Below are 23920 nucleotides of genomic sequence, written 5' to 3'. Positions count from 1 at the left end.
CGAACCCTTGCAACCCGAGATACGCCGCGACAAGATCGCCCGGCTCCTGGTTCATCCCGCTGACTCCTCCTTCCCGCGAAGAAAGAAGAGCCATGGATGAACCGGAGCGCCTACGCCGTCAACTCAGACCCGGCACTCCACGGAAAGGTGAGAGGAGCCTCATTTGAGACGCACAAGTCTCCATTATCTGGATCACTGAAGAAGCAGGAGAAGTCGCCACTCGTGTCGGCCGCCGCGACGCCGACGGCGAACTGAGCCTGGCCCGACCGAATCGACCAGCTCAGCGGTGCCAGCCTGTTGAGAACGACAGCGCTGCCGAGGGCTTGGTCGTAGCCCCCGACAAGCAACTCCCGGGTCGGAAGCGCTTCTCGACCCCCGATGACAGGGGCGAGCGAGTTTGTCGGCTCCTCTCGATGTCCCGTGCTGAGACGCTCACAGCGTGATCCTCGCCCACGGGTTGTGGGGTAGCCCGCAGCGCTGGAGGATCTTCAGCTTGAAGTACTCGGGGTCGCGATAGCCGCGGGCCTGGAAGCGCAGGGCGGCGATCTGGCTGTTGCGTGACTCGGCCAGCCCCAGCGGCACGTCGTGCTGGTGGCCGGCGATGACCGCGTCGAGATGGGAGGCGAGCCGGTTCGCAACCGTGCGGAACTCGGGCAGCGCGGCGTCGAACACGGCGAGGATCCACTCCTGCAGCCGCTCGCGCAGGACGCCGAAGTAGCGCCACGGATGCCGGAGGATCGCGCGCAGCTCCTCCTTGAGCAGGTAGCCGCGGTAGAGTGGCTGGTTGAGCTCGACGAGTCGTCCGAGCACGAGCTTGTCGCGGTGCCCGAGGTTCTCGCGCGCCGACAGCAGCAGCCACTTCTTCACCTTCAGGGTCCGCCCGAGTTCATCCCGCGGCGCCGCCGAGAACAGCCGCCGGCGCAGCTCGTCCAGCGCCCGGTTGGCCCACTGCACGATGTGGAAGCGGTCGAGGATGTGCACCGCGTGCGGCAACCGCGCGGCGATGATGCGCAGGTAGCCCAGGTCGCTCACGACCCCGCGCAGGCGACGGCGACCCTTCGCGCCCAGCGCGCGCAGCAGCGGCAGCAGCCCGCGGCGCCCCTTGCCGTCGCCGATCCAGACGACGCGTCCGTTCTCGAGGTCGGTCACGATCGTGAAGTACTCCCGGCCGCCGGTACGCGAGACCTCGTCGACGCCGATCCAGCGCAGCTCGGCCAGCGCCGCGGTGCGGTCCCCGAGCGCCAGCGCGATCGCCCGTCCGTCCACGCGCGCCACCGTCTCCCACGCCAGGCCGGCCATCTTCGCCACCGCCGAGATCGGCAACCGTGTGCACAACGCCGCCAGGCGCTCGAAGAAGCGGCGCGTCATCCGGAAGCCCGGCATCGCGAAGGGAAGCCGCTCCACCCGTGTCCCGCCGCAGCACGCCAGTCGCACCGGCTGCACCTCCAGGTACGTCTCCATGTCGCCGAGCGAGCAGTCCCGCAGCCAGATCGGGACGGGCTCCGTGAACAGTCCCCGCGCGTGGCGCCGCCCGCAGCCCGAACACTCATGCTGCCCCGTGCGCCGCTCGATCCGGACCACCTTCACCCGGCCCCGCCGCGGATGCCGCGCCTGCACCACCGCGACGACTTCGAACCCTTGCAACCCGAGATACGTCGCGACAAGATCGCCCCGCTCCTGGTTCATCCCTCTGCCCCCTCTCTCCCTGGTCGGAAAGAAAAGGGTACGGATGAACCGGAGCGCCTACGCCGTCAACTCAGGCGCTGCGCTCCACGGAAAGTCGAGAGGAGCCTGATTTTTCCCGACCGGTCGAAGCTGAACGAGGTGTTTCTTTGGAATGTGGTCAACGATGAGCGTTTCTGGCAACGCTATGCGACCGCCCAGCCGTTCATCCGCCCCTCCGAGATAAGAAGGTCATGGATTCCGCTTCCCCCACCCGACGAGCAGACCGCCATCGCCCGCATCCTCGACGCCGTGGACACCGCGCTGGAGCGCACCCGCGCGGCGGTCGAGCGGGCGCGCGAGCTTGAACGCTCCGTGCTCGAGGACACCTTCGAGAGCCTGCACGCCCAACACGTTCAACTTCGAGAGTTCACCGCTGACGTGCGCTATGGAACATCAAAGGCGTCGAGCGAGAGAGCGTGGGGGAACCCGGTCCTGCGTATCCCAAACGTCGTTGCCGATAGGCTCTCACTGGGCGACTTGGCGTTGGTGGACCTGCCGACCGGCGATGTCGAGCGTTTGAGTCTGCACGACGGTGATCTCCTGCTCGTACGCACGAATGGCAACCCACACTATGTTGGGCGATCGGTCGTGTTTCGACGTCCCGACGCACGCACATGGGTTTACGCCTCGTACCTGATTCGCGTGCGCCTGAAGGCAGGGCTACTGCCGGACTTCGTGAACGTCTTTCTTGGGCTCGAGCGTGGACGACGTGAGCTACTGCGCCGAGTTACAACCTCTGCGGGCAACCACAACATCAACTCGAATAGCATTCGGCTCCTGAGATTGCCGGTGCCTGCTTCACAGGACGAGCAGGCGCACCTCGTGGAGATCGCGAGCGCGTGCCGGACACACGTCGACGCGCTCAGAGCAAAGGCAGCAGCGCTGGAGGTCTTGAAGAAGTCCCTCATGCACGACCTCCTCACCGGCCGCGTGCGCGTGACGAACCCCGCGAAGGTCGCTGCGTCATGAGCGAGTACCGCTACGTGGAGCAGCCGATCCTCCGTTGGCTGTGTGGCGAACCGAAGCCGCCGGAGTACGCGGCCGGAGGCCTCGGCTGGACGTATCGCGATGAGACTGCGATGGCGGCCTTCGATCGGCCGCTGGATGACCCGCTGGTGGAGAAGCTGCTCGTCGCGGCGATCCTGCGCATCAACTCAGGCGTGACGACCGAGGCGCAGGCCAGGTTCGCGGTCGCGGCCTTGCGCAAGACGATGTCGCAGCCGGACAGGCTGACCGCGAACCGCCAGACGCTCGACCTGCTGCGCGATGGCGCCAAGGTGGTGCTCGCGCCGGGAGCGGACGCGACCACGGTCCAGTTCATCGCGTTCGAGCCGGACCGCCAGCGCCTGAACGATTTCACCGCCACCAACCAGTACCGGGTGCAGGGCGTGAAGCAGTGCCGCGAGGACACGGTGCTGCTGGTGAACGGCATCCCGCTCGTCATCGCCGAGTACAAGAGCTACGTGGCGAGCGGCAAGGACTGGCGCGAGGCGGTCCACCAGCTCCACCGCTACCAGCGCCAGGCGCCGCTCGCGCTGACGCCCAATGTCTTCTGCGTCGCCGCCGACGAGGACGAGTTCCGCTTCGGCACGGTCCTTTTCCATGATGCGGGCAAGGAGGACATCGAGCGGCACCTCGACTGGTGGAGCCGCTGGCTGAGCCTCTATCCCGAGCAGCACGGATGGTGGAACGATCCGGCGTCGAAGGACCCCGACGATCCGCTGGAGGTGCCGGTCAAGGGCCTGCTGCGGCTCAAGCCCGCCCACCTCCTCGACTTCCTCCAGCACTTCGTCGTCTTCGAGACGAAGAAGGGCGTCACGACCAAGAAGGTCGCGCGCTACCAGCAGTTCGAGGCGGTGAACGAGCTGGTGGATCGCACGGTCTCGCTCGCCGGCCGGCCCGTGGACACGCAGGAGCGCACGGGGCTCGTCTGGCACACGCAGGGCTCCGGCAAGTCGCTCACGATGATCTTCGCCGGGCAGAAGCTCCGGCGGCACCCCGCGCTCGGCAACCCGACGGTGCTGATCGTCGTTGACCGGCGCGACCTGAAGACGCAGCTCTCGGATGACTTCGACGCCTGCGATTACCCGAACGTCGAGAAAGCGCTCGGCGTCGAGGACCTGAAGCGCAAGCTCCGCGCCGACTGGCGGGGCACGCTGGTCACCACCATCCAGTCGTTCCAGAAGATGGAGGGACTGGCGCCGCTCACGCGCGACAACATCATCAGCCTGGTGGACGAGGCGCATCGCTCGCAGAAGGGCGACGGCACGGAGAGCTACGCGATGACCATGCGCGTGAAGCTGGCGAACGGCTTCCGCTACGGCTTCACCGGGACGCCCATCGACCGGACGATGCAGAACACGCACCGCGACTTCGGCCCGCTCAAGGACGGCGTCCAGGAGCGCTACCTCAGCTACTACGGCATCCGGCGCGCCATCCAGGACGGCGCCACGCTCGAGGTGCACTACCTGCGCGACAAGGTGCCGTTCAAGGTGGACGAGGCGCCGCTCAGCCTCGGCTTCGAGCAGATCTGCGAGGAAATGGAGCTCGAAGACGAGGAAGCGAAGGACTTCGTCCAGCGCCAACGCTCCCAGTGGAAGGAGCTGGCGCGCCATCCCAACCGGGTGGAGATCGTGCTGGAGAAGATGCTCGCGCATTTCCTCGAGCACCCAGACCCCAATGGCTTCAAGGCGCAGCTCGTGGCCGTCGACCGCAAGGCGTGCGCGGCGTACAAGGCCGCGCTCGACGCGAAGCTCGTGGCCCGTGGCCTGCCGCCGGAATGGTCCGACGTGATCATCTCGTCGGCGCAGAACAGCGAGCCGGAAGTCGAGCACTTCGAGTACGCGAAGGCGAAGCAGGACGAGCTGATTGATTACTTCAAGCTCACGCCCGCGGAGTGGGAGGCCTGGAACCGGGAGCGCCACGGGGTCGACCGGAGCCAGTGGCGGCCGCCGCTCAAGATCCTCATCGTCTGCGACCGCCTGCTGACCGGCTTCGACGCGCCGGTCGAGCAGGTCATGTACCTCGACAAGCCACTGCGCGACCACAATCTGCTGCAGGCCATCGCGCGCACCAATCGGCCGCTGCCTTCGATGAAGAAGCGCACCGGCGTGGTCATGGACTACTTCGGCGTGTTCACGAACCTCGAGAAGGCGCTCAACTTCGACGAGAGCATTCGCGAGGAGTCGCTCATCGACTGGGACGCGCTGCGGGCCCTGGTGCCCGGCGAGGTGGCCCGGTGCATGGAGACGTTCAAGGGCATCACGCGGGCCGACACCCGCGAATGCCTGCTCGCGGCGCTCGCGCGCCTGCGCGACCCCGATGCCGCCAAGAACTTCGAGCAGAACTTCCGGAGCCTCGAGAGACTGTGGGAGGCCATCGCGCCGGACCCGTGCCTGTATCCGCACCGCCACGAGTACAACTGGCTCTGCGGCATCTACGTCGCGCATCGGCGCCGCCAGCGCGGCAGCAAGGACACGTACGGCGAGCTGTCGGCGAAGACGCGGCAGCTCATCCAGGAAAACACCACGTTCCTCGACGTCGCCGAGGCGCTTCCGGTGTTCAAGATCGACGAGGACTACGGGGCGAAGCTGGACGAGCTGCCCACGCCCGCGGACAAGGCCGCCGCGCTCGAAGCCATGCTCACCGGCGAGCTGTCGGAGGACGACCCGAGCTTCATCTACCACCAGCTCGGCGAGCGCCTCCAGCGCGTGAAGGAGCGCAGGGATGCCTCCGATGAGGCGATGGCGAAACGGCTGCGCGAGCTGGAGGAGATCGCAGCGCAAGCCGCGGCGACGAAGCAGGAGCCCGAGAGACTTGGGCTGACGCAGCCGGGCGAGTACGGGCTCTTCACCATCCTGCGCGCCCATGCCCCCGTCGCCGCGGAAGGCTACGTTGCCGAGTGCGCCCGGCGCATGGGGTCGCACCTGCGCACGAACGGGCTGCTCGGAACCGGCTGGAGCAACTCGATCGGTGGCCGGATGCGCGTCGAGCAATCGCTGCTCGCGGAGTCGTGGAATCCGTCCTACGAACAGCTCGGTTTCGATCGCGATGCGGCAGATCCGGCGTTCCTCAAGCCTGCCGTGAACGAGCTGGCGAAGTCCGATGGCGCGGGCTGACGCCATGCAGTCCGCGACTCAGCATCGGATCCGGCTCCGCGGCCGCGTGGTGGACTACCGGCTGGTCCGCTCGAAGGCCGCCCGCAAGCTGCGCGTCCGGGTGGGGCCGAACGGAGTCGAGGTCGTGCAGCCGAGTCGGCGCAACGGTGAGGAAGTCGCGGAGTTCCTTTCGACCAACAGGGACTGGATCCTCGATCAGCTCGAGCGAGCGGAGCGGTTGCGCGGTGCACGGCGGCCGGCACAGCGCCGTGTCGGCGAGATCCTCTTCAGAGGCGAGCCGACCCGGGTTCGGGTCGAGATGACCCCATCGCGCTCAGCAGGCAACATCGTTCGCCTGGTCGACAGCGAGATCGTCGTGTCGCGCGGCCCACGCTCGCGCACCCCTGTCGCGCGCAGCCTCGAGTGCTGGCTACGTCGTGAGGCCCGCCGGGCGATCGAGAGACATCTCGTGGCGGTGATGGGCCGCCTGGGTCAGCGCCGGCGGCGTGTGTACGTGATGGGCCAACGCACCAAGTGGGGCAACTGTTCGGCGCTCAGGAACCTCTCGTTCAACTGGAGACTCATCCTCGCGCCCGACTACGTGCTCCGATACCTCGTGACGCACGAAGCCGTCCACCTGGCCGTCCCGGACCATTCCGCGAAGTTCTGGCTGACCGTGCAGGGCCTTTGCAGCGACACGGAGAAGGCCAAGCAATGGCTGTGCAGACATCAAGCGCACCTGCAGGTCGAGTTGGCGATCATTCTGGATGGGGCGCCCAAGGGCGGGCGTCTAACAACAGCATGCAGCTGACGGCGCCACGCGCCGCCGCTGATGCTGAGCGTTGGGCGCCAAGGGCATGACCGCATGGACACCGCAGGTAGCGTACCAGGGGGCCAGGACAGACATGTCGCGAAACATCGAGACCGTAAACACCTACCTGGACGGCTTTCGCAAGAATGATCACGAGCAAATCCTGTCCTGCCTGACTGACGACATCGAGTGGACCGTGTTCGGCGCCTTCCATCTGACCGGCAAAGCGGCCTACGACAAGGCCATCGACGGGGCGCCTGAGTTCATCGACCCCCCCGAGCTGGAGGTCGTCCGCATGGTTGAGCAGGGGGACGTCGTCATGGCAGAACTCACCGGCAAGGCGAAGCGCGCCCGGGGCGGCGAGATGCGCATGTCGATGGCCGAGGTGTTCGTCATGCGCGGCGGCAAGATCGCTGAACGCCGCGCCTGGGTGATCGTTCTCACGGAGAACGATTACCGCTGAGCATTGGCACGCGTGATAATGAGCCCGCACGAGGATGCACATACGTTGGCGCATGACTTGAGTTGGGCGGACCCGGCTTTACTGAAAGGAGATTCGAGAGTGCTGCGAGGTACGATGAGAGTCAATCCCTCCGATGAGACCATCAAGATTGGTCCCCTCGGGATTCGGTTCCTCCTCACGAGCGATGATTCCAACGGCGGCGCGTCGGTGTTCGAGATGCTCGTACCCGTTGGACAAAAGCTGGCGGCACCGGCCCACAAGAATGACGCCTACGAGGAGATCATCTACGGCATTGAGGGCGTTCTTGCCTGGACAGTGGACGGCACGCCCATCGAGGTTGGCCCTGGACAGGCGCTGTGCATCCCACGAGGCGCGGTGCACCGTTTCGACAATCTCGGCAGCGTGGACGCGAAACAACTCGTTCTCATAACTCCTGCGATCATGGGGCCCGCGTACTTCCGCGAAGCTGCCGAGGTAATCGGCGCCGCGGCGGGCGGCCCGCCCGACCGCGCGAAGATGATGGATGTCTTCAAGCGACACGGCATGACCGTGGCCCCGCCTCCGCTTGGCAAGTAGCGGGCGGGTTACATGGCCTTCCGCGTGGCACACGAACGCGACGTTTTCCGTGTTCGGGAGCCTCGGGAACCGTTTTTGAGAACGAGTGTAGCGACGAAGCCGCCCAACAACCGGTTGCAGCGGACGGTCCGCTGCGCGGCCCGCAGCTGAACCGGAACGTTAGACCGCATGGTCTCGCTGTATTGCTGCCTTCCAGGATGGCCAGTCGGCGTCAAGCAACCCTCTATCTGCCTCAGCCTCATGCGGCCGCAATCGAGCGGCTGCGCATGACCTACAACCCCGTCCAGCACGCACTGATCCGTGCGCATGTCACCCTCTGCCGTGAGGATGAGGTCACGGACTGGCGCGAGGTGGCCCAGCGTCTCACGGCTGTCGGACCGATCGCGATCACCCTGGCGTTTGGCGCCCCGGTGCGGGACGGCCACCTCGTGACCTTGCCGGCAACGGGGTCCACCGCGTCCTTCGATCACCTGAGAGCCATCCTGCTCTCCCGACCCGACGCGCCGGTCCGAAAGCATGCGCCGCACATTACCGTGATACATCCTCGAAATGGCGTCTGCTCGGACGAGGCCTTTGCAGCGATCCTGGAGGGCCAGCCCCCCTTCACCGTCACCTTTCGGGAGGTCACCCTGATCGCTCAGGTGGATGGCGGAGTGTGGCAGGATAGCGTCCTCGGGAGAGATCATTCGTAGGACGCTCGTGCAGTCAAACAACCGCATGCACTTGACGAACGGGCGCCGACAGAGAGAGTTATGAGGATCCCCTCGCTCATGCGTCCGTTCGCAAGCGATGCGGGGCGTCTTGCGGAGATGGCCGAGTAGACCCGCCTCCGTCCTGAGGAGCGGACCGTCCGCTGCACCGCCCGCCGCTGAACCGGAGCGTTGGGCGCCGGAAGGTCGACAGCCAGGCAATCGTTTCTACGCAGATTGGAGCACATGTGACTTCCGAAGCGAAGAACGTTGATCTGGTGCGCGCTCTATACTCTGCGTTCGCTGCCAAGGACATACCGAGTATCCTTACTCTCCTCTCGGAGGACGTTGAATGGGGCGAGCCTGAGAATCCATTCAATCCCGCCGGTGGCACAAGAAGGGGACACCCCGGCTTTCTGGAGTGGATCACTATCGGGAAGAACGCGGAAGAGATCCTCGTTCTCGCACCGGGACAGATGCTGACGGATGCCGATTCAGTTGCTGTTGTCGGTCACATGAAGTGCCGCGCCATATCAACCGGCAAGGTCTACGAGTCCGATTTTGTTCACCTCGTCACGGTCCGCGACGGAAAGATCAGCCGGTTTCAGGAGTTCTTCGACACGTACATTGCGGGCGAGGCGTTCCGTCCATGACTCGCAACTGTACTGGCGCCCCCGTCACATCTCCTTATACCCGGCGACGCCCAACCTCGGCGTGCAGCGGACATGCTACGCTCGCCGCTGCCGCCAGACGTTAGGCGCACCAACACAGAGGGTCTCGTGGACTCGACTAGATCGATTCGCGCCGGCGGCTGGAGCCTCATTCTCGGGGCCATCTCCTTCATGGTGGTCTTCGCGTTTCTCGCAGCACGCTTCGACTACCCGGCTGTCCTTGACGGGCCAGCAAGCACCGTGTTGCCGAAACTTCTGGCCACGGGCAGTACCGGCCGGGCTGTCTGGGCCATATATGCCTTCTTGCCACTCGTATGGATCCCGGCCGGGGTGGGCGCCTATCATGCTCTGCGCCATACTCATCCTGGCGCCATGTTCCTTGCCCTTCACACGGCGATTATCGCCGCACTGAGCATGATGTTGGGTCTGATGCGGTGGCCGAGCATTCACTGGCAGTTGGCAGAGCATTACACCTCGGCTGATGCCATCGAGCGTAGTACCATTGGCACTCTGTTCGACGGGCTGAACTCATACCTCGGCAATTATGTCGGAGAGTTCCTCGGCGAGCTCAGCTTCAGCACGTTCTTCCTGCTGTCGGCGTGGGCGTTGTTACGTTCCCGGGCCGTGCCCCGCTGGCTTGCAGTTGTGGGGTTCTTCACCGGGGTAGCGGGTCTGGTCGGCATGTTCCGCAATGTCACATCCGCCGTGGACATGGTGGCAGCCGTGAACAATTACCTTCTACCAATCTGGATGATCGGGCTGGGCATCATACTTCTCCGGTGGCCTCCACGTGCAGCCCCGGCGGCGGGCGCCTAATTTGAGTTAGACGGACAAGAAGGAGGGTGGGTACTGGTGACCAACGTGCGATCCGAGTTGGCTTCGGACCACGACGCGGTCCGTCAGATCCATACGGCAGCCTTCGCGAGGCCAACCGAGGCCTCGCTGGTCCACAAGTTGCGCGGGTCCTCGGGCAGCATCTCGCTGGTAGCAACTGAGGCCGGTGGGGTCGTCGGCCACATCCTGTTCACGGCCGCGAAGGTCATGGGGAAGCAATTCCGTGTGGCGGGGCTGGGTCCCATGGCCGTCAGTCCGGCGCGGCAGCGAAGCGGCATCGGTTCGGAGTTAGTCCTGCGCGGGCTGGAGGCCTGCCGTATCGCGGGATACGAGGCAGTCGTGGTCGTGGGCCATGCCGAGTACTACCCACGCTTCGGGTTTCAGCGCGGCAGCAGCTTCGAGCTACGGTGTCAGTTCGACGTCCCGGACGAGGTGTTCATGGCCACAGAGTTGCAGCCTGGGGCCTTGTCAGGCGGTGGCGACCTACAATATGCGCCAGAGTTTTCACAGGCATAGGCATGGGGGCGACATGCCACCGAACAACGGCATGCGGGCGACGGCGGGCGCGGACCGCCAGGGCCGGCCCGCAGCGCCTGCCGACGCCCGGCGCGCCTGATGCCGGGCGTTCGACCGACGGAACTTTGAGGCGGAAATGAAGCCGGAAGAACTGCTCGAGCGTATCGTCGACGGCCGCACCGACTTGGTTTGGGACTATGTTGCTCAAGGCCACGCCGCGACCTCTGTAGCCGCCGACGGCCTACCGCTCGTGCGGTGGTGTGCATACTACGGAGACGTGAGCGCGATGCGGTTCCTCCTGGACCGCGGCGAGTCGTTGTCGCCGCTCGGGCAGAACCATGGACTGCACGGCGCGGCCTTCCATGGCCATTGGCAACTCTGTGAGTTCTTGATCGAGCAGGGGGCCGACGTCAATAGAGCCGCGGAAGACACCGGCGAGGCCCCGCTGCATGCCGCGCTGTGCACACCCCGTCGTGGCGCGCACGACCTCGTCCTGCGCGTCTTGCTGGCCCGCGGTGCGGACCCTCATCGTGTGACGAAGCCCGGGGCCACGACCGGGGCGTTCATGCGGGATTGCCGAACCAAGGGTGAGACGCCTCTGCATCGTGCTGCTGCCTTCGGTTCGGAAGATGCGATCGACCTACTCCTTCGTGCGGGTGCAGCACGCGAAGCGAAGGACATGAACGGCGATACGCCGCTCAGTTGGGCAAGTTGGTACGTGCGCCCTGACTCGATCCTGAGGCGATTGTGCTACGGGACGTATACGATTCACCCCGACAGAACGACAATGCAGGCAGCCCTGCTCGGGAGACCCCATGAGCAGCCATGAACGGTCGAACAACCGGTTGCGGAGGACGGCGCTGCGCGCCGCCGCCGAACGGGAACGTTAGCCAGATGCACGACACTCACCGCTCGGGAGACGAATGAGTCACGAGACCGGATCCGTGACCGGTGGGCCGCGCCTCCTGCTTCGCTTGGAAGGGCTTGCGGTCCTGGTGCTCGCGGTGGCCCTCTACGCGCGAAGCGGGAGCTCCTGGTGGCTGTTCGGCGCACTGATCCTCGCGCCTGACCTGGCCCTGCTCGGATACTTCGCCAGCCCGCGCGTCGGGGCCATCGCCTACAACGCGCTTCACACATTTCTAGGACCTACGGTTGTGATTGCCTTCTGTCGGGGTGCAGGGACCGGTACCGCGGTCGCGCTCATCTGGGCGGCGCACATCGGCATGGATCGTTCGATCGGACTCGGACTCAAGTACGCGGCGGGATTCCGGTTCACGCACCTTGGGTCCGTCGGGGCTAGCGACGGCACACGACACACTGACTAACGATGGTTGGTGCCGACGGTCACGGCAGAGAGGCGGCGGCTGCACCGCCGCATCATTGGGAGTGCCCGCAGCACAACCTGACGTTGGGCCGCAGAACGGGTTGCATCCTGATGTGCCGTGGCATCGCGGTGAGGACGTCTTGAAATGAGCTCCACACTCCCAGGGGGTCGGTGCCTCACGCACGCTGACAGAGAGGGCCGCCCGATTCCGGAACACAAACCGCGACGAACCTCGCTCGGGAGTTCGTGAATGGCAGACAAACCGCGAACGGCCGCCACGCCCCAGCCGCCCTCTGGGTCGGAGCGCGTCTCACCGCAGGCGGTGAGCCAGCTGCGCAAGCGGCTCATCAAGGGCGAGGACGTCGTCGACTCGAAGACCTGGGCCGGCTCCATCCCGACCGCCTTCGGGATCGCGCCCCATCTGCGATTCGGCGCGAGCCGATGGTTCAACCTGGTGTGGCTGCTTCCGCTGGGTTGGGTGTTGCTGCTGCTCGGAGTCGCCATGGCGCAGTACCTGCGCGGCATTCCCGCCGTCGAGGCGTTCGTGCAGAGTCATCCCGGCGCGGGCTTCGCAACCACCTTTGCCGCGCCGATGCCGGCCTGGTTGCGCGTCCAGCACTTCCTCAACTTGTTCCTCCTCTGCTTCATCATCCGGGCCGGCGCGCAAATCCTCGCCGATCATCCCAGACTCTACTGGACGCGACACTCGACGCCTGGGAAGGAGTGGCTCCGGATGCAGACGCAGGTTCCATCCACTCCGCTCTGGACGGCGAAACAGGACTCCCTCACGCTGCCCGGGCATCTTGGGCTGCCGGGCATCCGTCATTCGATCGGGCTGGCCCGATGGTGGCACCTCGGCATGGACACGCTGTGGCTCGCGAACGGACTTGTTTTCTACGTGCTGCTCTTCGCGACCGGAGAATGGCGCCGGATCGTCCCGACGAACTGGCACGTGTTCCCCGATGCCGCCTCGGTTCTGCTTCAGTACCTGTCCTTGAGTTGGCCGGCCAACGACAGCTGGGTCGCGTACAACGGCCTCCAGATGCTCGCCTACTTCATCACGGTCTTCATCGCGGCGCCGCTCGCGTTCGTGACCGGGCTGGGCATGTCACCCGCGCTCTCGACCCGGTTCCATGGCGTCAGCAAGAGGCTCAGCATCCAGACCGCCCGCTCGCTGCACTTCCTGGTCCTGTGCTGGTTCCTCTTCTTCATTTTCATTCACGTCACCCTGGTCTTCGCCACCGGCATGTTGCGCAACTTGAACCACATCTATGCAGGGACCGACGCGAACGGTTGGGTCGGTTTCGTCATCTTCGCCGGCTCGATGGTGGTCGTCGCGATCGCGTGGGTGGCGGCCACGCCCTTGACGCTGCGACACCCGCGCTGGGTTCAGAGAGGCGGGTATGCGCTGATCGGCCCGGCGCAACGCCTCTTCGAGCACCTCGATTCCAAGCCGGGGACCTACGCGGAGAAGGACATCTCGCCGTACTTCTGGCACAACGGCGAGTATCCCGAGACGCTGGAGTATCAGGCGCTCTTCGACAACCATTTCGCCGACTACCGGCTGCGCATCGGGGGGCTCGTCGCGAATCCCGTCGCGTTGAGCCTCGAGCAGTTGCGGGACCTTCCGCACCACGAGCAAATTACCCAGCACTTCTGCATCCAGGGCTGGTCGGGCATCGCCAAATGGGGTGGCGTCTCGATGCAGAGCATCCTCGATCTCGTCAAGCCGAAGGCGGAGGCGAAGTGGGTGGTGTTCTACTCGCTCGGCGACGGCGCCGACGGGGGTCGTTACTACGACGCGCACCCCATCGAGCAGATGCGGTATCAGTTGACGATGCTCGCCTACGACATGAACGGAGAACCGCTCTCCTATGGCCACGGCGCGCCGCTTCGACTGCGCAACGAGGTCCAACTCGGCTTTAAGCAGGTGAAGTGGATCGCCGGCATCGAGTTTGTTGCCCGCTTCTCCGAAATCGGTGGCGGCCACGGCGGGTACAACGAAGACCACGAATTCTACGGGTATCGGCAGTCGATCTGACTCCCCTGCGGGGCGGTCCAGCAGCCGGTCGCGGCGGCAGGCGCCGCGCGCCGCCGCTGACGCCGGGCGGCCGGCCGACGAGCTCCAGCGTTGTCCGGCCATTGGCGGTGGAGGCGAAAGGTGACACGAGACACCGACTTCCAGGCTGCTTTGTAGGTCGTGCTGTCCCGCGACACCGGCGTCGCGGCGACCTGTCGCCACTCGTCGAAGGAAGTGCGATGCGATGAGCCCGTGCTGCGGCCTCACTGCGCATTGAAGTTGGCCTTGGGGGCAGCGATGCAGGGCTTGTGGACGATCATCGGAGTCAGGGACGTTCCTCGTAGCGTTGCCTGGTATCAGCGGCTTCTGGGGCAGCCGGCCGCGCGGCCGGCGCATGACTATTTCGGGCAGGTCTTCGACGCGGATGGAACCGTCCTGCTCTGTCTCCACCGCTGGGGCGACCACGGTCACCCATCCCTCGCCAGCCCTGACCGCGCGGAACCTGGCAATGGACTGCTTCTCTTCTTCCGCGTGGAGGCCTTTGATCAGGCGCTGGATCGCGCACGCGGCCTTGTCGCGGCGCTCGAGGCGGAGCCTGGCGTCAATCCGAACACGGGCACCGTGGAGTTCGCGCTGCGAGACCCCGATGGGTACCACGTCACGGTCAGCGCGCTTTCCACGGACTAGCGATCCCTTCGGGCCCCTGCCGCCACGCGGCGGCCTTCGCGCTCCCTGCGCGTCGTGAATCCTCCGGGTTGGACGCCCGGGAGCTTCGGACTGCTTTTGTCTCCGCGGGGAGACGGCTACATTGCGGGGCATGGGTGGCCGGCCGAAGTTGGGGCGGAGGCATTCGCGGGCTTCCGAGTACATTCGTGAACGGGCGGCTTCCGAGGGCAGCGAGGCGCGGCGGGTCAAGGACGCGCTGGCGGCGCGCGGGCTGGCGCCTCGAAAGCGGTTCGGGCAGAACTTCCTCGTCCGCGAGGATCTCGCCGAGCGCATCGTCGAGCACGGCCGGCTGCACGAGGACGACGTCGTGGTCGAGATCGGGCCGGGGGCGGGCGCGCTCACGCCGCGCATTGCCCGGCGCGTTCGCGCGCTCGTCGCGGTCGAGAAGGACGCGGGGCTCGCCGCGTTCCTGCGCGAGGATCTCGAGGGCTGGGCGCGCGTCGAGGTCGTCGAGGCGGACTTCCTCGAGTTCGACCTCGCGTCGGTGGCGGAACGGCATGGCGCGGAGAAGCTGGTCGTCATCGGCAACATTCCGTACAACGTCACGACGCCGATCCTCGAGCGGCTGTTCGAACAGCGGCGGGTGGTGCGCTCGGCGGTGCTGCTCGTGCAGAAGGAGTACGCCGAGCGGCTCGCGGCCGCCGCGGGCAGCCCGGAGTACGGTTCGCTGACGTTGTTCGCGCGCTACCATGCGCTGCTCGAGCCGCTCATGAACATCCGCGCGTCGGCGTTCTGGCCGCGCCCGGACGTGGACTCGATGCTGATCCGCGCGCTGCTGCGCGAGACGCCGCCGGTCGAGGCGTCCGAGGATCTGCTGTTCCGCATCATTCGCGGCGCGTTTCAGCAGCGCCGCAAGCAGCTCGCGAACACGCTCGAAGGCTCGCTGGGGCTGGAGCGCGGGGGCGTCGAGCGGCTCGGGGCGATCGCCGGCGTGGACCTGCGCCGGCGGGGCGAGACGCTCACGCTCGAGGAGTTCGCGAAGCTGGCCCGCGCGGCGGCGGAACGCGCCTGAGCGCGTCCCGCCCGCGGGCGTTTCAGTGCGAGTGCGCGGCCTCGGCGCTGGAACCCGAAGCGGACGTCGCCTTGGGCGGCGTGCGGCGGGCCTTGACGGACGGCTGCTCCTCGTAGGCCGTGACCTTCGCGAGCATCGCCGGCTGGTCGGCGACCGCGGGCCCGAGCATCCACGCGCCGCTCGTGCGCGAGACGATCCGCCCCTTCGCGTCCAGGCCCAGCTCGGTCACGCCCGCGTACTGGCCCTGTTCGCCGCCGAAGACGACGGTCGTGGAATCGATCTGGCGGCTGCGCTGCAGCAGCGGCACGTTGCGGCCGGCGATGGCGACGTCGATGCCGGGAACGGCGACCGAGAGATCCTCGGTTTCGATCTTGCCGAGCGATGACAGCAGCACGATGACGTTCGCGCCCTGCTTGCGCATCTCGGCCACCGCCGCTTTGGCGGCCGCGGTCGGATCGCTGATCTCCAGCGAGTCCGCCGACGGACCCAGGTTCGCCTTGTCGTTGATGAGCCCGAACAGGCCGACCTTGTAGTTCCCGACCTTCCGCACGATCCACGGCTGGACCAGCGTCCGGTGCGGCTGGCGGTCCCACAGGTTGGCGCACACGACGGGCAGCGGCCAGCGGGCGAGCTGCGCGAGGAAGAACGCGCGGCCGAAGGAAAGCTCGCGGTCCCCGACGCCCGTGGCGGCGAGGTCCAGGTCGTGCATCGCCTCGGTCATGAAGACCGCGTCGTCGCGCTCAGAGGAGCCGTCGGGAAAGAAGCCGCCACTGTCCACCACCAGCAGGTTCGGGTGAACCTTGCGGAGGCTGTCGGCGAAGCCGGCGCGGCGCGAGAGTCCGCCCTTGGGCGTGCTGCAGCCGCAGGGGACGGTCTTTCCCTTCACGTCGCTGGTCGAGAGGATGACGATCTCGTCGGCCGGCGCCGCGGCGGTCGCCGGCGCGGCGTGGGCGCCCGCCGCCATCGCGAGGAACGCCGCGGTCGCCGCGAGCGCGGCCACCCGGCGCGAGACGCCCGGGGCGGTCATCGGCTGGTATCGAAACGGCATTCGCTCGCTCCTTCCGGAACTGGGGACGGTCACGCGGAACCCGTGGTCACACCCCATGATTCTGTCCGGCCGCCAGCGCGGCTTCAAGGGCCACCGGCCGCTTTCGCGCCCGTCCGCGTCAGGAGGTCGCAAGAAATCGCGCCGGAGCGCCTCCCGAAAGCCGCGCGCCCCGCGGACGCGAACGTCCGCGGGGCGCGGGTGGAAGTCGCCCGGGAGCGGCGCTCAGGCGGGCTCGACGAACTTGTAGCCGACCTTGTGCACCGCGACGATGAAGGGCTTCTCGAAGCCCTCACCGAGCTTGCTGCGCAGGTTGGAGACGTGCGTGTCCACGGTGCGCGTCGTGACCCCGAGTTCCTCGTCCACGCCCCAGATCTCCTCGAGCAGCTCCTCGCGGCTGACCGTGCGGCCGCGGTGCTCGATCAGGTACTTGAGCAGCTCGAACTCCTTGAACGAGAGCGCGACCTGCTTCCCCGTCTTGTAGACCTCGCGCGGCTCGAAGCGGACTTCGACGTCGCCGAAGGCGTAGATGGTCGTCGCGGGCGCCCCCGTGTTCATGGGGCCGCGGGCGACGAGGCGCTTGACGCGCGCCATCAGTTCCTTGCTGCTGAACGGCTTGGTGATGTAGTCGTCCGCCCCCAGGTCGAAGCCCTTGACGACGTCCGCCTCGAAGTTGCGGGCGGTCATCACCAGCACCGGGATGTCGCGGTGCCGCTGCCGCAGCTCCTTGAGGACGGTGAAGCCGTCCTTCTCGGGGAGCATGATGTCGAGCAGCACGGCGTCCGGCTTCTGCCGGAGCGCGAGCCGAAGGCCCTCCTGCCCGTTCTTCGCCGTGAGGACCTCGTAGCCGTCGTAACGGAAGTTGTGCGCGAGTCCGTCGAGCAGGCCCTCTTCGTCCTCGACGATGAGGATCTTCTTCTGCATGCGTGTCCCTTCCCGGGGCGCGCGGCCCCTGCGGTCCCGCCTCGGTCCGGCTAGCGGACCGCTTCCTGCGGGGAGGAATTGCCGGCCACCGAAACCGGGATCAGCATCGTGAAAATGCTGCCTTCGCCCGGGGTGCTGGCGACTTCGACGCGGCCATGATGCGCGCGGACGATCTGATCCACAAGCGAAAGCCCGAGCCCGGCGCCCTTCACGGTGTGCACCAGTCCCGTTTCGACGCGGACGAACTTCTCGAAGATGCGCGGCAAATCGTCGGCGCCGATGCCGATTCCCCTGTCCCCCACCGCGATGCTGACCATGTCCTCGCGGGCCCGGGCCACGATCCGGATTTCCTTGCGCTCCCGGGAATACTTCACGGCATTGTCCAGCAGGTTCAGCAGGCAGTGCTGCAGGGCGATGGCGTCCGCCTGGATGCGCGGCAGCCCCTGCGGCACGTCCACCTGCCACTGGAACCCGCCGTCCTCGAGCCGCAGGCGGAAACTCTCCAGCACGTTCGCGACCAGTTCGTCCACGCGGATCGGGACGAGGCGCAGCACCTGCTGTCCCGATTCCAGCTTCGAGAAATCGAGGATGTTGTCCACCAGCTGCGTCAGCCGGTCGGTCTCGCGGAGGATCGCGCGCAGGTACTTCTCCTCCTCCTCCGGGCTGCGGAAGCGTCCCATTTCGAGCGTCTCGCCCGCCAGGCGGATGACCGCGATCGGCGTCTTGAGCTCGTGCGTGACGTTCGAGACGAAGCTGGACTTGACCCGCACCAGCTCCATCTGGCGCAGCATGTAGCGCACGCCCACGACGGTCGCGCCCAGCAGCACCGTCGTCATCAGGCCGATGAACAGCATCTGCGCGATCACGAATCGCTGCGCCACCGCCGCCGGCGAGTTCTCGGTCGCGGCCACGCGCACCGAGTAGTGCCCGAAGGGCCCCGAGAGATCGGCGCTGCGGGCGCTGCCCTCGGGACCGGGCGTCCGCAGCCGCACCACCTCGTGTCCTTCGCGATCGAACACCTGCAGGCTCAGGTTGCGCGTGGACTCGAGGCCGCCGTAGATGTTCGTGCCCGTGCCCAGGCGGTCGCGCACGACGTTGGCCAGATTCGCGGCGAGGAAGGCGCGCGGATTGAACCACCAGCCGCCGGCGCCGATGACGTCGCCCCGGGGTCCCTTGAGGACGACGGCCGCGAACGGGTGGTCGTGACGGCCGCTCGGATCCTCGCCGAACAGCAGCATGTTCGACTCGACCATGATGATGGACAGGTTGTCCATTTCGCTCACGGGCACGAAGACCGGCGCCTCGAACCGGCTCGAGCGGCTCGCCAGCGCCGCGACGATGGCCTCGGGCGGGCCGCCGAGCTGCGCGACGTTCTCCGCCGGCATCACCGCCTCGCGCAACTGCGCCAGCAGCTCGAACTCGAACGATTCCGCGACCCGCGAGGCGAGGTAGGCGTTGTAGCGCGCGCTGTCGGCCCGCACCTGCCGGCCGACGCGCAGCGTGAGCGCCGAGGCCACGATCGCCAGCAGCAGCGCGGGCACCGCGACCGCGCCGACGAGCAGCGCCAGCTTGCGCTGGCGCGAGTGCGTGACGGCGGACTCCGGGCGGGCGTTCATGCGGCGGGAGACTAGAGGACTTTCGGGAATCGGACACCCGCGGCCGGGCCGCCGCCCGCGCCGGGGCCGCGAGCCGCCCCAGCACGACGGCCCGGCTCGCCGAGGCGAACCGGGCCGGACGTGCGAATCGTGGGCGTCAGCTGCGGGTGCGCGCCGCGACCTGCGCGCTCGAGCTCGTGTGCACCTGCTGGACGATCGAGCGGTCGCTCGAGGTGATGAGGAGCTGGCAGCCGCGCTCGACGTTGACGACCTCGCGCACCAGCTTGCCGCTCGCCAGCGCGCCGCGCAGCTTCTTGCACGACGAGCAGAGCTTGGCGCCCGACTGGAGCGCCGCGATCACGCGCTCGTTGTGGCGCGCCACGGCCGCCTGCAGGCCGCGCACGTTCTGCGGGTCGTCGAGCGTGTAGACGATCATCGTGCCGTTGCGCAGCGGCACGACCTGCGCGCGCGCGCCGGTGGCGCGGACGTCGTCGTCGCAGGCCATTTCGTCGGAGCACACGGCGCAGTCGGCGTGCGCCGCCATCGAGTGCATGCTGCAGCCGACCGTGGCCGCCGCCTTCGCGCCCTTCGCCGCGCACGCCGCCTGCATCTCGGCCGTGCACGCGCCCGAGGCCATCATCGCCTTGCAGGCCTCGGCGGACATCGCGCAGTTGCCGGAACCGGCCGCGGCCGCCGTCGCGGCCGTCGCGGACTTCGAGCCGCACGACATCGCGCCGGCGGTCTTCGTGCCGGCGGACTTCGAGCCGCACGATGCCGCGCTGGCGGTCACCGTGCTGGCGGACTTCGAGCCGCACGACGTCGCGCTGGCGGTCTTCGTGCCGGCAGACATCGAGCCGCACGATGCCGCGCTGGCGGTCACCGTGCCGGCGGACTTGGAGCCGCAGGACGTCGCGCTCGCGGTCTTCGCGCTGGCGGACTTCATTCCGCACGCGGAGGTGTTCGCGGCCGACTTCGCATCGCCACACGCGAACGCGGCGGCGGCGCACCAGGCGGTTGCGGCGATGGAAAGAGCGAGGAGTCGCAACAGCTTCATGTCCAACCTCCCGGAAGGTGGAACGGGACCGATCTGGCCCCGCGATCGACGCCAGAAGCATCGGCGCGCGTGGGCAAAAGTTTGTTCGTGAGGCGTGCGTGCGGTGTCAGTGAAGTGCAAAAGGTCCGTGCGGAACCCCTCCCAGCGTGGTTTCGGAACGCGGCAATCCCCGCTGGCGGTTCTTGATTCGCCCGGGATAGTGTGCGATCGAACCTCGTCACGTCATGTCAAAACGTCGCCCCGCCAGAAAAAAGACCGGCCGCGCCCCGCTGGTGCTCGGCCTGGTCACCGTGCTCGCCCTGCTGCTCTTCGGGGGCGGCGAGCTGTGGTCGTTCGTGCGTTCCGACACGGGTCGGTTCCTGATCTGGCGGCACCTGCATCTCGGGGACCGCGCGCACGCGATCCGCATCGTCGGCCGGCACGCGCGCGAGGGCCTGGCCGCCGCCGGCGTACCGGCGGCGCGCGTCCGGGAACTGGCCTCCTCCTCCACCGGCGGACCGCCCGTGCGCTGGCGGGTCGAACTGGAGCGCGGCGAGTCGCCGACCCAGGTCAACTTCGCGGTCACCGAGGCGGTCGAGAAGCTGGGCGCCGAAGTGCTTTCCGCGCGCGAGGAGCGCGGCAAGGACGGCGAACTCGCGGTGAAGATGCTGCTCGGGCTGCCCGGCCGGCCCACGCACGAGCTGCTCGTCGTGCGCCCGGGCGTCGCGGCCGAATCCGTCGAGGCCCACGAGACGCGGATCGCCATCGTGCTCTTCGGCCTCGCCGACGACCCGGTGTCCGCATCGGCGCTGCTCGCACGCAGCGAACCGTTCGCGGTCCTCGCGCCCGCGATCGGCCGCGAACGCGACGCCCTGCTCGAGCGGGCGCGCGCCTCGCACCGCGAGCTGGTGCTGCAGGTGCCGATGGAACCCGAGGACTACCCGCGCGCGAATCCCGGCCCGGGCACGCTGCTCGTCAACATGCCGGCGGGCCGGATCGGCAGGCTGACGCGCCAGTACCTGCAGCAGGCCGGCGACGTCACGGCGGTGGCGAACCTGCAGGGCTCCTTCGCCGCCCAGGACGAACCGTTCATGACCGCCTTCTACAAGGAGCTGAAGCGCGAGGGCGTCTCGTTCCTGCACCTCTCGCCGCCCTCGCGCTCGGTCGCGCGCACCGTCGCGGCCAATCTCGGTGTCGCCTACGACGAACCCGACAGGATCCTCGACGACGAGGCGCGAGCCCGGACGACGAAACCGCTGGAACACGCGTGGGAGGGGCTGCTGGCCCGCGTGCAGGACCGGCACCAGGCGATCGTGCTGCTGCGCGCGAGCCCGACGAGCGTGAAGTGGGCGGGCAAGGCCCTGGAATCGGGCCGGGCGGACGACGTGCGCATCGTGCCGCTCTCGAGCGTGCTCCACCGGATGGCGAAGGGCGAGTAGCTCCCGCTTCCGGCGACGCGATCGCCGGGACCGGCCACCCCGGACCGCGCCGGGCGTCGCATCGCGTGCTATGTTCCCGCGCGATGTTCGACGGATCGAACGCACTCCCCGCATTCGCCGCCGCGGCCACCCGTGAATGGCTGCTCTCCGACGGCCTCGGCGGCTACGCCGCCGGCACGCTGTCGGGCGCTCCATCGCGGCGTGCGCACGTGCTGCTCTCGGCGCCGGCCGCCGCCGGCACGCTCGCCGCGCTGCTGGTGCGCTTCGAGGAAAAGCTCCAGCTCGGCTCCGACTCGCACGAGCTGTCCGCATCGTGGTGGGCGCGCCCGGGCGGCGCGCCGGTCGCGCGCGAGGGCGCGTACGCCGCCCTCGTTGCGTTCGCGCGCGAACCCTGGCCGGCGTGGACGTGGCGGTTCGGCGACGCCGTGATCGAGCGGTCCCTGCGGCTGGTCGAGGGGCACCACGCGCTCGTCGCCTCGTGGACGCTGCGCGAGGGCGGACCGGCGCGGCTGAGCGTCGCGCCGCTGCTGGCGGCGCGCGACCCGCTCGCGCTGCAGCGCGAGAGCCCGGAGTTCGGCGGCGCCATGCAGGGCATTCCCGGCCGGGTGAGCATCGGGACGCTGCCGGGTCTTCCGGGCGTGACGCTGTGGCACAACGGCGTCTTCATGCCCGCGCGCGGCTGGGCGCACGGCATCGCCTATCCGCTCGACGCCGCCGACGGCGACGACGGCGATCCGGCCGGCGAGGGCGAGGACGCCTTCCGCCCGGGCTGGGTGCAGGCCGCGCTCGGCGCACCCGGAGCCGCGCTCCACCTGGTGCTGTCTTCCGAGGAGGCGCTCTTCCGCGCGCTCGCGGCCGAGATGCGACTCGGCGCTCCGCCCGCACGCACGCTCGCCGACTGCGTGGCCGCGCTCGACGGCGCCGCGCGCGCGCGCCACGATTCGCGGCGGCGCACGGCGCTCGCGGGCGCCGACTACACCGCCCGCCAGGCGGCCTCGGCGCGCGGCGGCGCGGGCGAGCTGGCGGCCCGCCGGACCTCGCCGTTCGTGGACGCGGGCGATCCGCTCGTCGCCACGCTCGCGGCGCAGGTGCGCGACGCGCTCGTCACGCGCCACGGCCGGCTCACGCTAGTCGGCGCATGGCCCGAACGCGTGGAGCGCGGCGCCGACGTGCTGCGCGCCGCCGCCGCGCTCGTCTCGCTGCGGGACTTCGACGCCGCGCGCGGGATCGCGCGCGGCTACCTCGAGTACCTCGACGAGGGGCTCGCGCCCGAAGGCTTCGATCCCGCCGACGGCGCGCCGCGTTACGGCAGCCCCGAGCCGTCGCTGTGGCTCATCCATCTCGTGGACCTGCTGGCGCGGCGCGGCGAAGGCACGGCCGGGCACGACGAGTTCCTGCGCGGCACGGCGTGGCCGGCGCTCGAGCAGGTGCTGCAGCACCTGCGCGCCGGGGCGCGCGACGGCGTGCGCTGCGACCACGAGGGCTTCCTGTGGTGCGGCGACGGCGCGCGAGCGCGCGCGGCGGCCGGAACGAACGCGCTCTGGTACCACGCGCTGGTCGCCATGGCGCAGCTCGCGCGGTGGGTCGGCAGGCGCGAGAACGCGGCCTTCTACCTCGCGTGGGCGCACGAGCTGCAGCGCAGCTTCGTCGAGCGCTTCTGGGACGAGGAGGCCGGCTGCCTGTTCGAGGCGCTGACCCCCGGCGGCGTCGTTCGCGGACTGTCGGCGCCGCAACTGTGGGCCGCGGGGCTTCCGCCCGCGCTGCTGCCCCTGCCGCTCGCGCGCAGGCTGCTGCGAACCGTGGACCGCGAGCTGATCGCACGCGGCGGGCTCTTCGACCGCCCGGGCGACGGCGAGCCGCGCGGCGAATGGCTCGGCACCTGGGTCTCGGCGATGCTGCGCGTGCTCGCGCGCGAGCCCGGCGAGCAGGCGCCGGTCTACGCGCGTCTCGAGCGCGTCGTGGCGCACGTCCGCGAGCGCGGCGTGCTGCCGGGCGGGGTGCCGGGCCGGCGCTTCTCGACGCTCGCGGCGGCGATCATGCTGCGCGCCTGGATCGAGGACGCGGACCGCGAGGCGCTGACCGCTCCGAGCCCCGCGCTCTAGCCCGTGTGTGTCACCACGAGTGACACCCTGTGTCCAGTCCGTGGGCAGGGGTGCCAACTTTCCTGCGACCCGGGCGGCGGGGCAGCCGACGCGGCTGGCGGCGAATAGGCTGATCCGGCAACAGCCTCCGGCGGCAGGCGGGTTCCCGGCGCGAGAAAGTCGCCAACCGGCACATGCCTTGCTGTGTATTCACTCCAGGCGTGGGCCGCGCATGCATGGGCGCGGGGCAGTTCGCACGTCCAGGGCTCGTACCCGCTTCGCCGGTCGCCGCCGGATGGCAGTCCGGCGGACTCCCGGCGGAGGATTCCAGGCAGGGTT

22 protein-coding genes are annotated in these 23920 nt (G+C 68.2%); 17 read left to right on the top strand and 5 right to left on the bottom strand.

All coding sequences use genetic code 11. The features are described from left to right. Positions 1-432: 432 nt before the first annotated feature. Complete coding sequence (locus IT347_14920) at positions 433-1587, bottom strand: ISL3 family transposase (GenBank protein ID MCC6350878.1); 1155 nt, start codon at positions 1585-1587, stop codon at positions 433-435. On the opposite strand from IT347_14920, the gene IT347_14915 reads away from it, so the two are divergent. From IT347_14915 to rsmA, 14 genes are all read left to right on the top strand, one after another. Then, positions 1549-2694: a restriction endonuclease subunit S gene (locus IT347_14915; GenBank protein MCC6350877.1), complete on the top strand. Its 1146-nt coding sequence runs from the start codon at positions 1549-1551 to the stop codon at positions 2692-2694. The genes IT347_14920 and IT347_14915 overlap by 39 nt on opposite strands. Beyond that, the gene (locus tag IT347_14910) at positions 2691-5843 is read left to right on the top strand and encodes a type I restriction endonuclease subunit R (protein ID MCC6350876.1); all 3153 of its coding nucleotides are present in this window, start codon (positions 2691-2693) and stop codon (positions 5841-5843) included. Before IT347_14915 ends, IT347_14910 begins: the two co-directional genes overlap by 4 nt. Before the next feature lie 4 nt (positions 5844-5847). Then, the gene (locus IT347_14905) at positions 5848-6633 is read left to right on the top strand and encodes a DUF45 domain-containing protein (GenBank protein ID MCC6350875.1); all 786 of its coding nucleotides are present in this window, start codon (positions 5848-5850) and stop codon (positions 6631-6633) included. A 94-nt stretch (positions 6634-6727) separates the two neighbouring features. Continuing rightward, positions 6728-7096 (top strand): nuclear transport factor 2 family protein, encoded by a 369-nt coding sequence (locus IT347_14900; GenBank protein MCC6350874.1) that lies wholly within the window; start codon positions 6728-6730, stop codon positions 7094-7096. A gap of 114 nt (positions 7097-7210) precedes the next feature. Further along, complete coding sequence (locus IT347_14895) at positions 7211-7672, top strand: cupin domain-containing protein (protein MCC6350873.1); 462 nt, start codon at positions 7211-7213, stop codon at positions 7670-7672. A gap of 266 nt (positions 7673-7938) precedes the next feature. Beyond that, complete coding sequence (locus IT347_14890; protein MCC6350872.1) at positions 7939-8364, top strand: 2'-5' RNA ligase family protein; 426 nt, start codon at positions 7939-7941, stop codon at positions 8362-8364. Between the two features lie 245 nt (positions 8365-8609). Beyond that, complete coding sequence (locus IT347_14885) at positions 8610-9014, top strand: nuclear transport factor 2 family protein (GenBank protein ID MCC6350871.1); 405 nt, start codon at positions 8610-8612, stop codon at positions 9012-9014. A 126-nt stretch (positions 9015-9140) separates the two neighbouring features. Next, complete coding sequence (locus tag IT347_14880; GenBank protein ID MCC6350870.1) at positions 9141-9848, top strand: DUF4386 domain-containing protein; 708 nt, start codon at positions 9141-9143, stop codon at positions 9846-9848. Between the two features lie 33 nt (positions 9849-9881). Continuing rightward, on the top strand, positions 9882-10382 hold the full coding sequence (locus IT347_14875; GenBank protein MCC6350869.1) for an N-acetyltransferase: 501 nt from the start codon (positions 9882-9884) through the stop codon (positions 10380-10382). Positions 10383-10518: 136 nt separating this feature from the next. After that, positions 10519-11211, top strand: coding sequence for an ankyrin repeat domain-containing protein (locus IT347_14870; GenBank protein MCC6350868.1), 693 nt, complete (start codon positions 10519-10521; stop codon positions 11209-11211). A gap of 94 nt (positions 11212-11305) precedes the next feature. Continuing rightward, complete coding sequence (locus IT347_14865) at positions 11306-11707, top strand: DUF4260 domain-containing protein (protein ID MCC6350867.1); 402 nt, start codon at positions 11306-11308, stop codon at positions 11705-11707. A 249-nt stretch (positions 11708-11956) separates the two neighbouring features. Next, positions 11957-13747 (top strand): molybdopterin-dependent oxidoreductase, encoded by a 1791-nt coding sequence (locus IT347_14860; GenBank protein MCC6350866.1) that lies wholly within the window; start codon positions 11957-11959, stop codon positions 13745-13747. Positions 13748-14023: 276 nt separating this feature from the next. After that, positions 14024-14413, top strand: coding sequence for a VOC family protein (locus IT347_14855; GenBank protein MCC6350865.1), 390 nt, complete (start codon positions 14024-14026; stop codon positions 14411-14413). A gap of 130 nt (positions 14414-14543) precedes the next feature. Further along, positions 14544-15464, top strand: a complete 921-nt coding sequence (gene rsmA, locus IT347_14850) for a ribosomal RNA small subunit methyltransferase A (protein ID MCC6350864.1) — start codon at positions 14544-14546, stop codon at positions 15462-15464. 22 nt (positions 15465-15486) lie between these two features. Here the strand turns inward: rsmA and IT347_14845 are convergent, their stop codons facing one another. The 4 genes from IT347_14845 to IT347_14830 form a co-directional block, all read right to left on the bottom strand. Next, a complete protein-coding gene (locus IT347_14845) occupies positions 15487-16512 on the bottom strand; it encodes a hypothetical protein (GenBank protein ID MCC6350863.1) in 1026 nt (341 codons plus the stop codon). Between the two features lie 222 nt (positions 16513-16734). Next, positions 16735-17433 carry a response regulator transcription factor gene (locus tag IT347_14840; protein ID MCC6350862.1) on the bottom strand — a complete coding sequence of 233 codons (699 nt, stop codon included), beginning with the start codon at positions 17431-17433 and terminating at the stop codon, positions 16735-16737. A gap of 50 nt (positions 17434-17483) precedes the next feature. Further along, on the bottom strand, positions 17484-19049 hold the full coding sequence (locus tag IT347_14835; GenBank protein MCC6350861.1) for a HAMP domain-containing histidine kinase: 1566 nt from the start codon (positions 19047-19049) through the stop codon (positions 17484-17486). A 136-nt stretch (positions 19050-19185) separates the two neighbouring features. Further along, a complete protein-coding gene (locus IT347_14830; GenBank protein MCC6350860.1) occupies positions 19186-19581 on the bottom strand; it encodes a hypothetical protein in 396 nt (131 codons plus the stop codon). Here IT347_14830 and IT347_14825 point away from each other — a divergent pair. The 3 genes from IT347_14825 (at position 19580) to IT347_14815 (ending at position 23602) form a co-directional block, all read left to right on the top strand. Continuing rightward, positions 19580-20173, top strand: a complete 594-nt coding sequence (locus IT347_14825; GenBank protein MCC6350859.1) for a hypothetical protein — start codon at positions 19580-19582, stop codon at positions 20171-20173. The two genes, IT347_14830 and IT347_14825, sit on opposite strands and share 2 nt — an antisense overlap. 133 nt (positions 20174-20306) lie before the next feature. Then, entirely contained in the window at positions 20307-21500 is a 1194-nt protein-coding gene (locus IT347_14820; GenBank protein ID MCC6350858.1) for a divergent polysaccharide deacetylase family protein, read from the top strand. A gap of 65 nt (positions 21501-21565) precedes the next feature. Beyond that, entirely contained in the window at positions 21566-23602 is a 2037-nt protein-coding gene (locus tag IT347_14815) for a glycogen debranching enzyme N-terminal domain-containing protein (GenBank protein MCC6350857.1), read from the top strand. The last annotated feature ends 318 nt before the right edge of the window (positions 23603-23920 follow it).

It is taken from the genome of Candidatus Eisenbacteria bacterium (assembly GCA_020847735.1).
In the GTDB taxonomy this organism is placed as follows: domain Bacteria; phylum Eisenbacteria; class RBG-16-71-46; order RBG-16-71-46; family RBG-16-71-46; genus CAIXRL01.
Note: the sequence above shows the minus strand (reverse complement) of the source record. Positions and strands in the feature narration are given on the sequence as shown.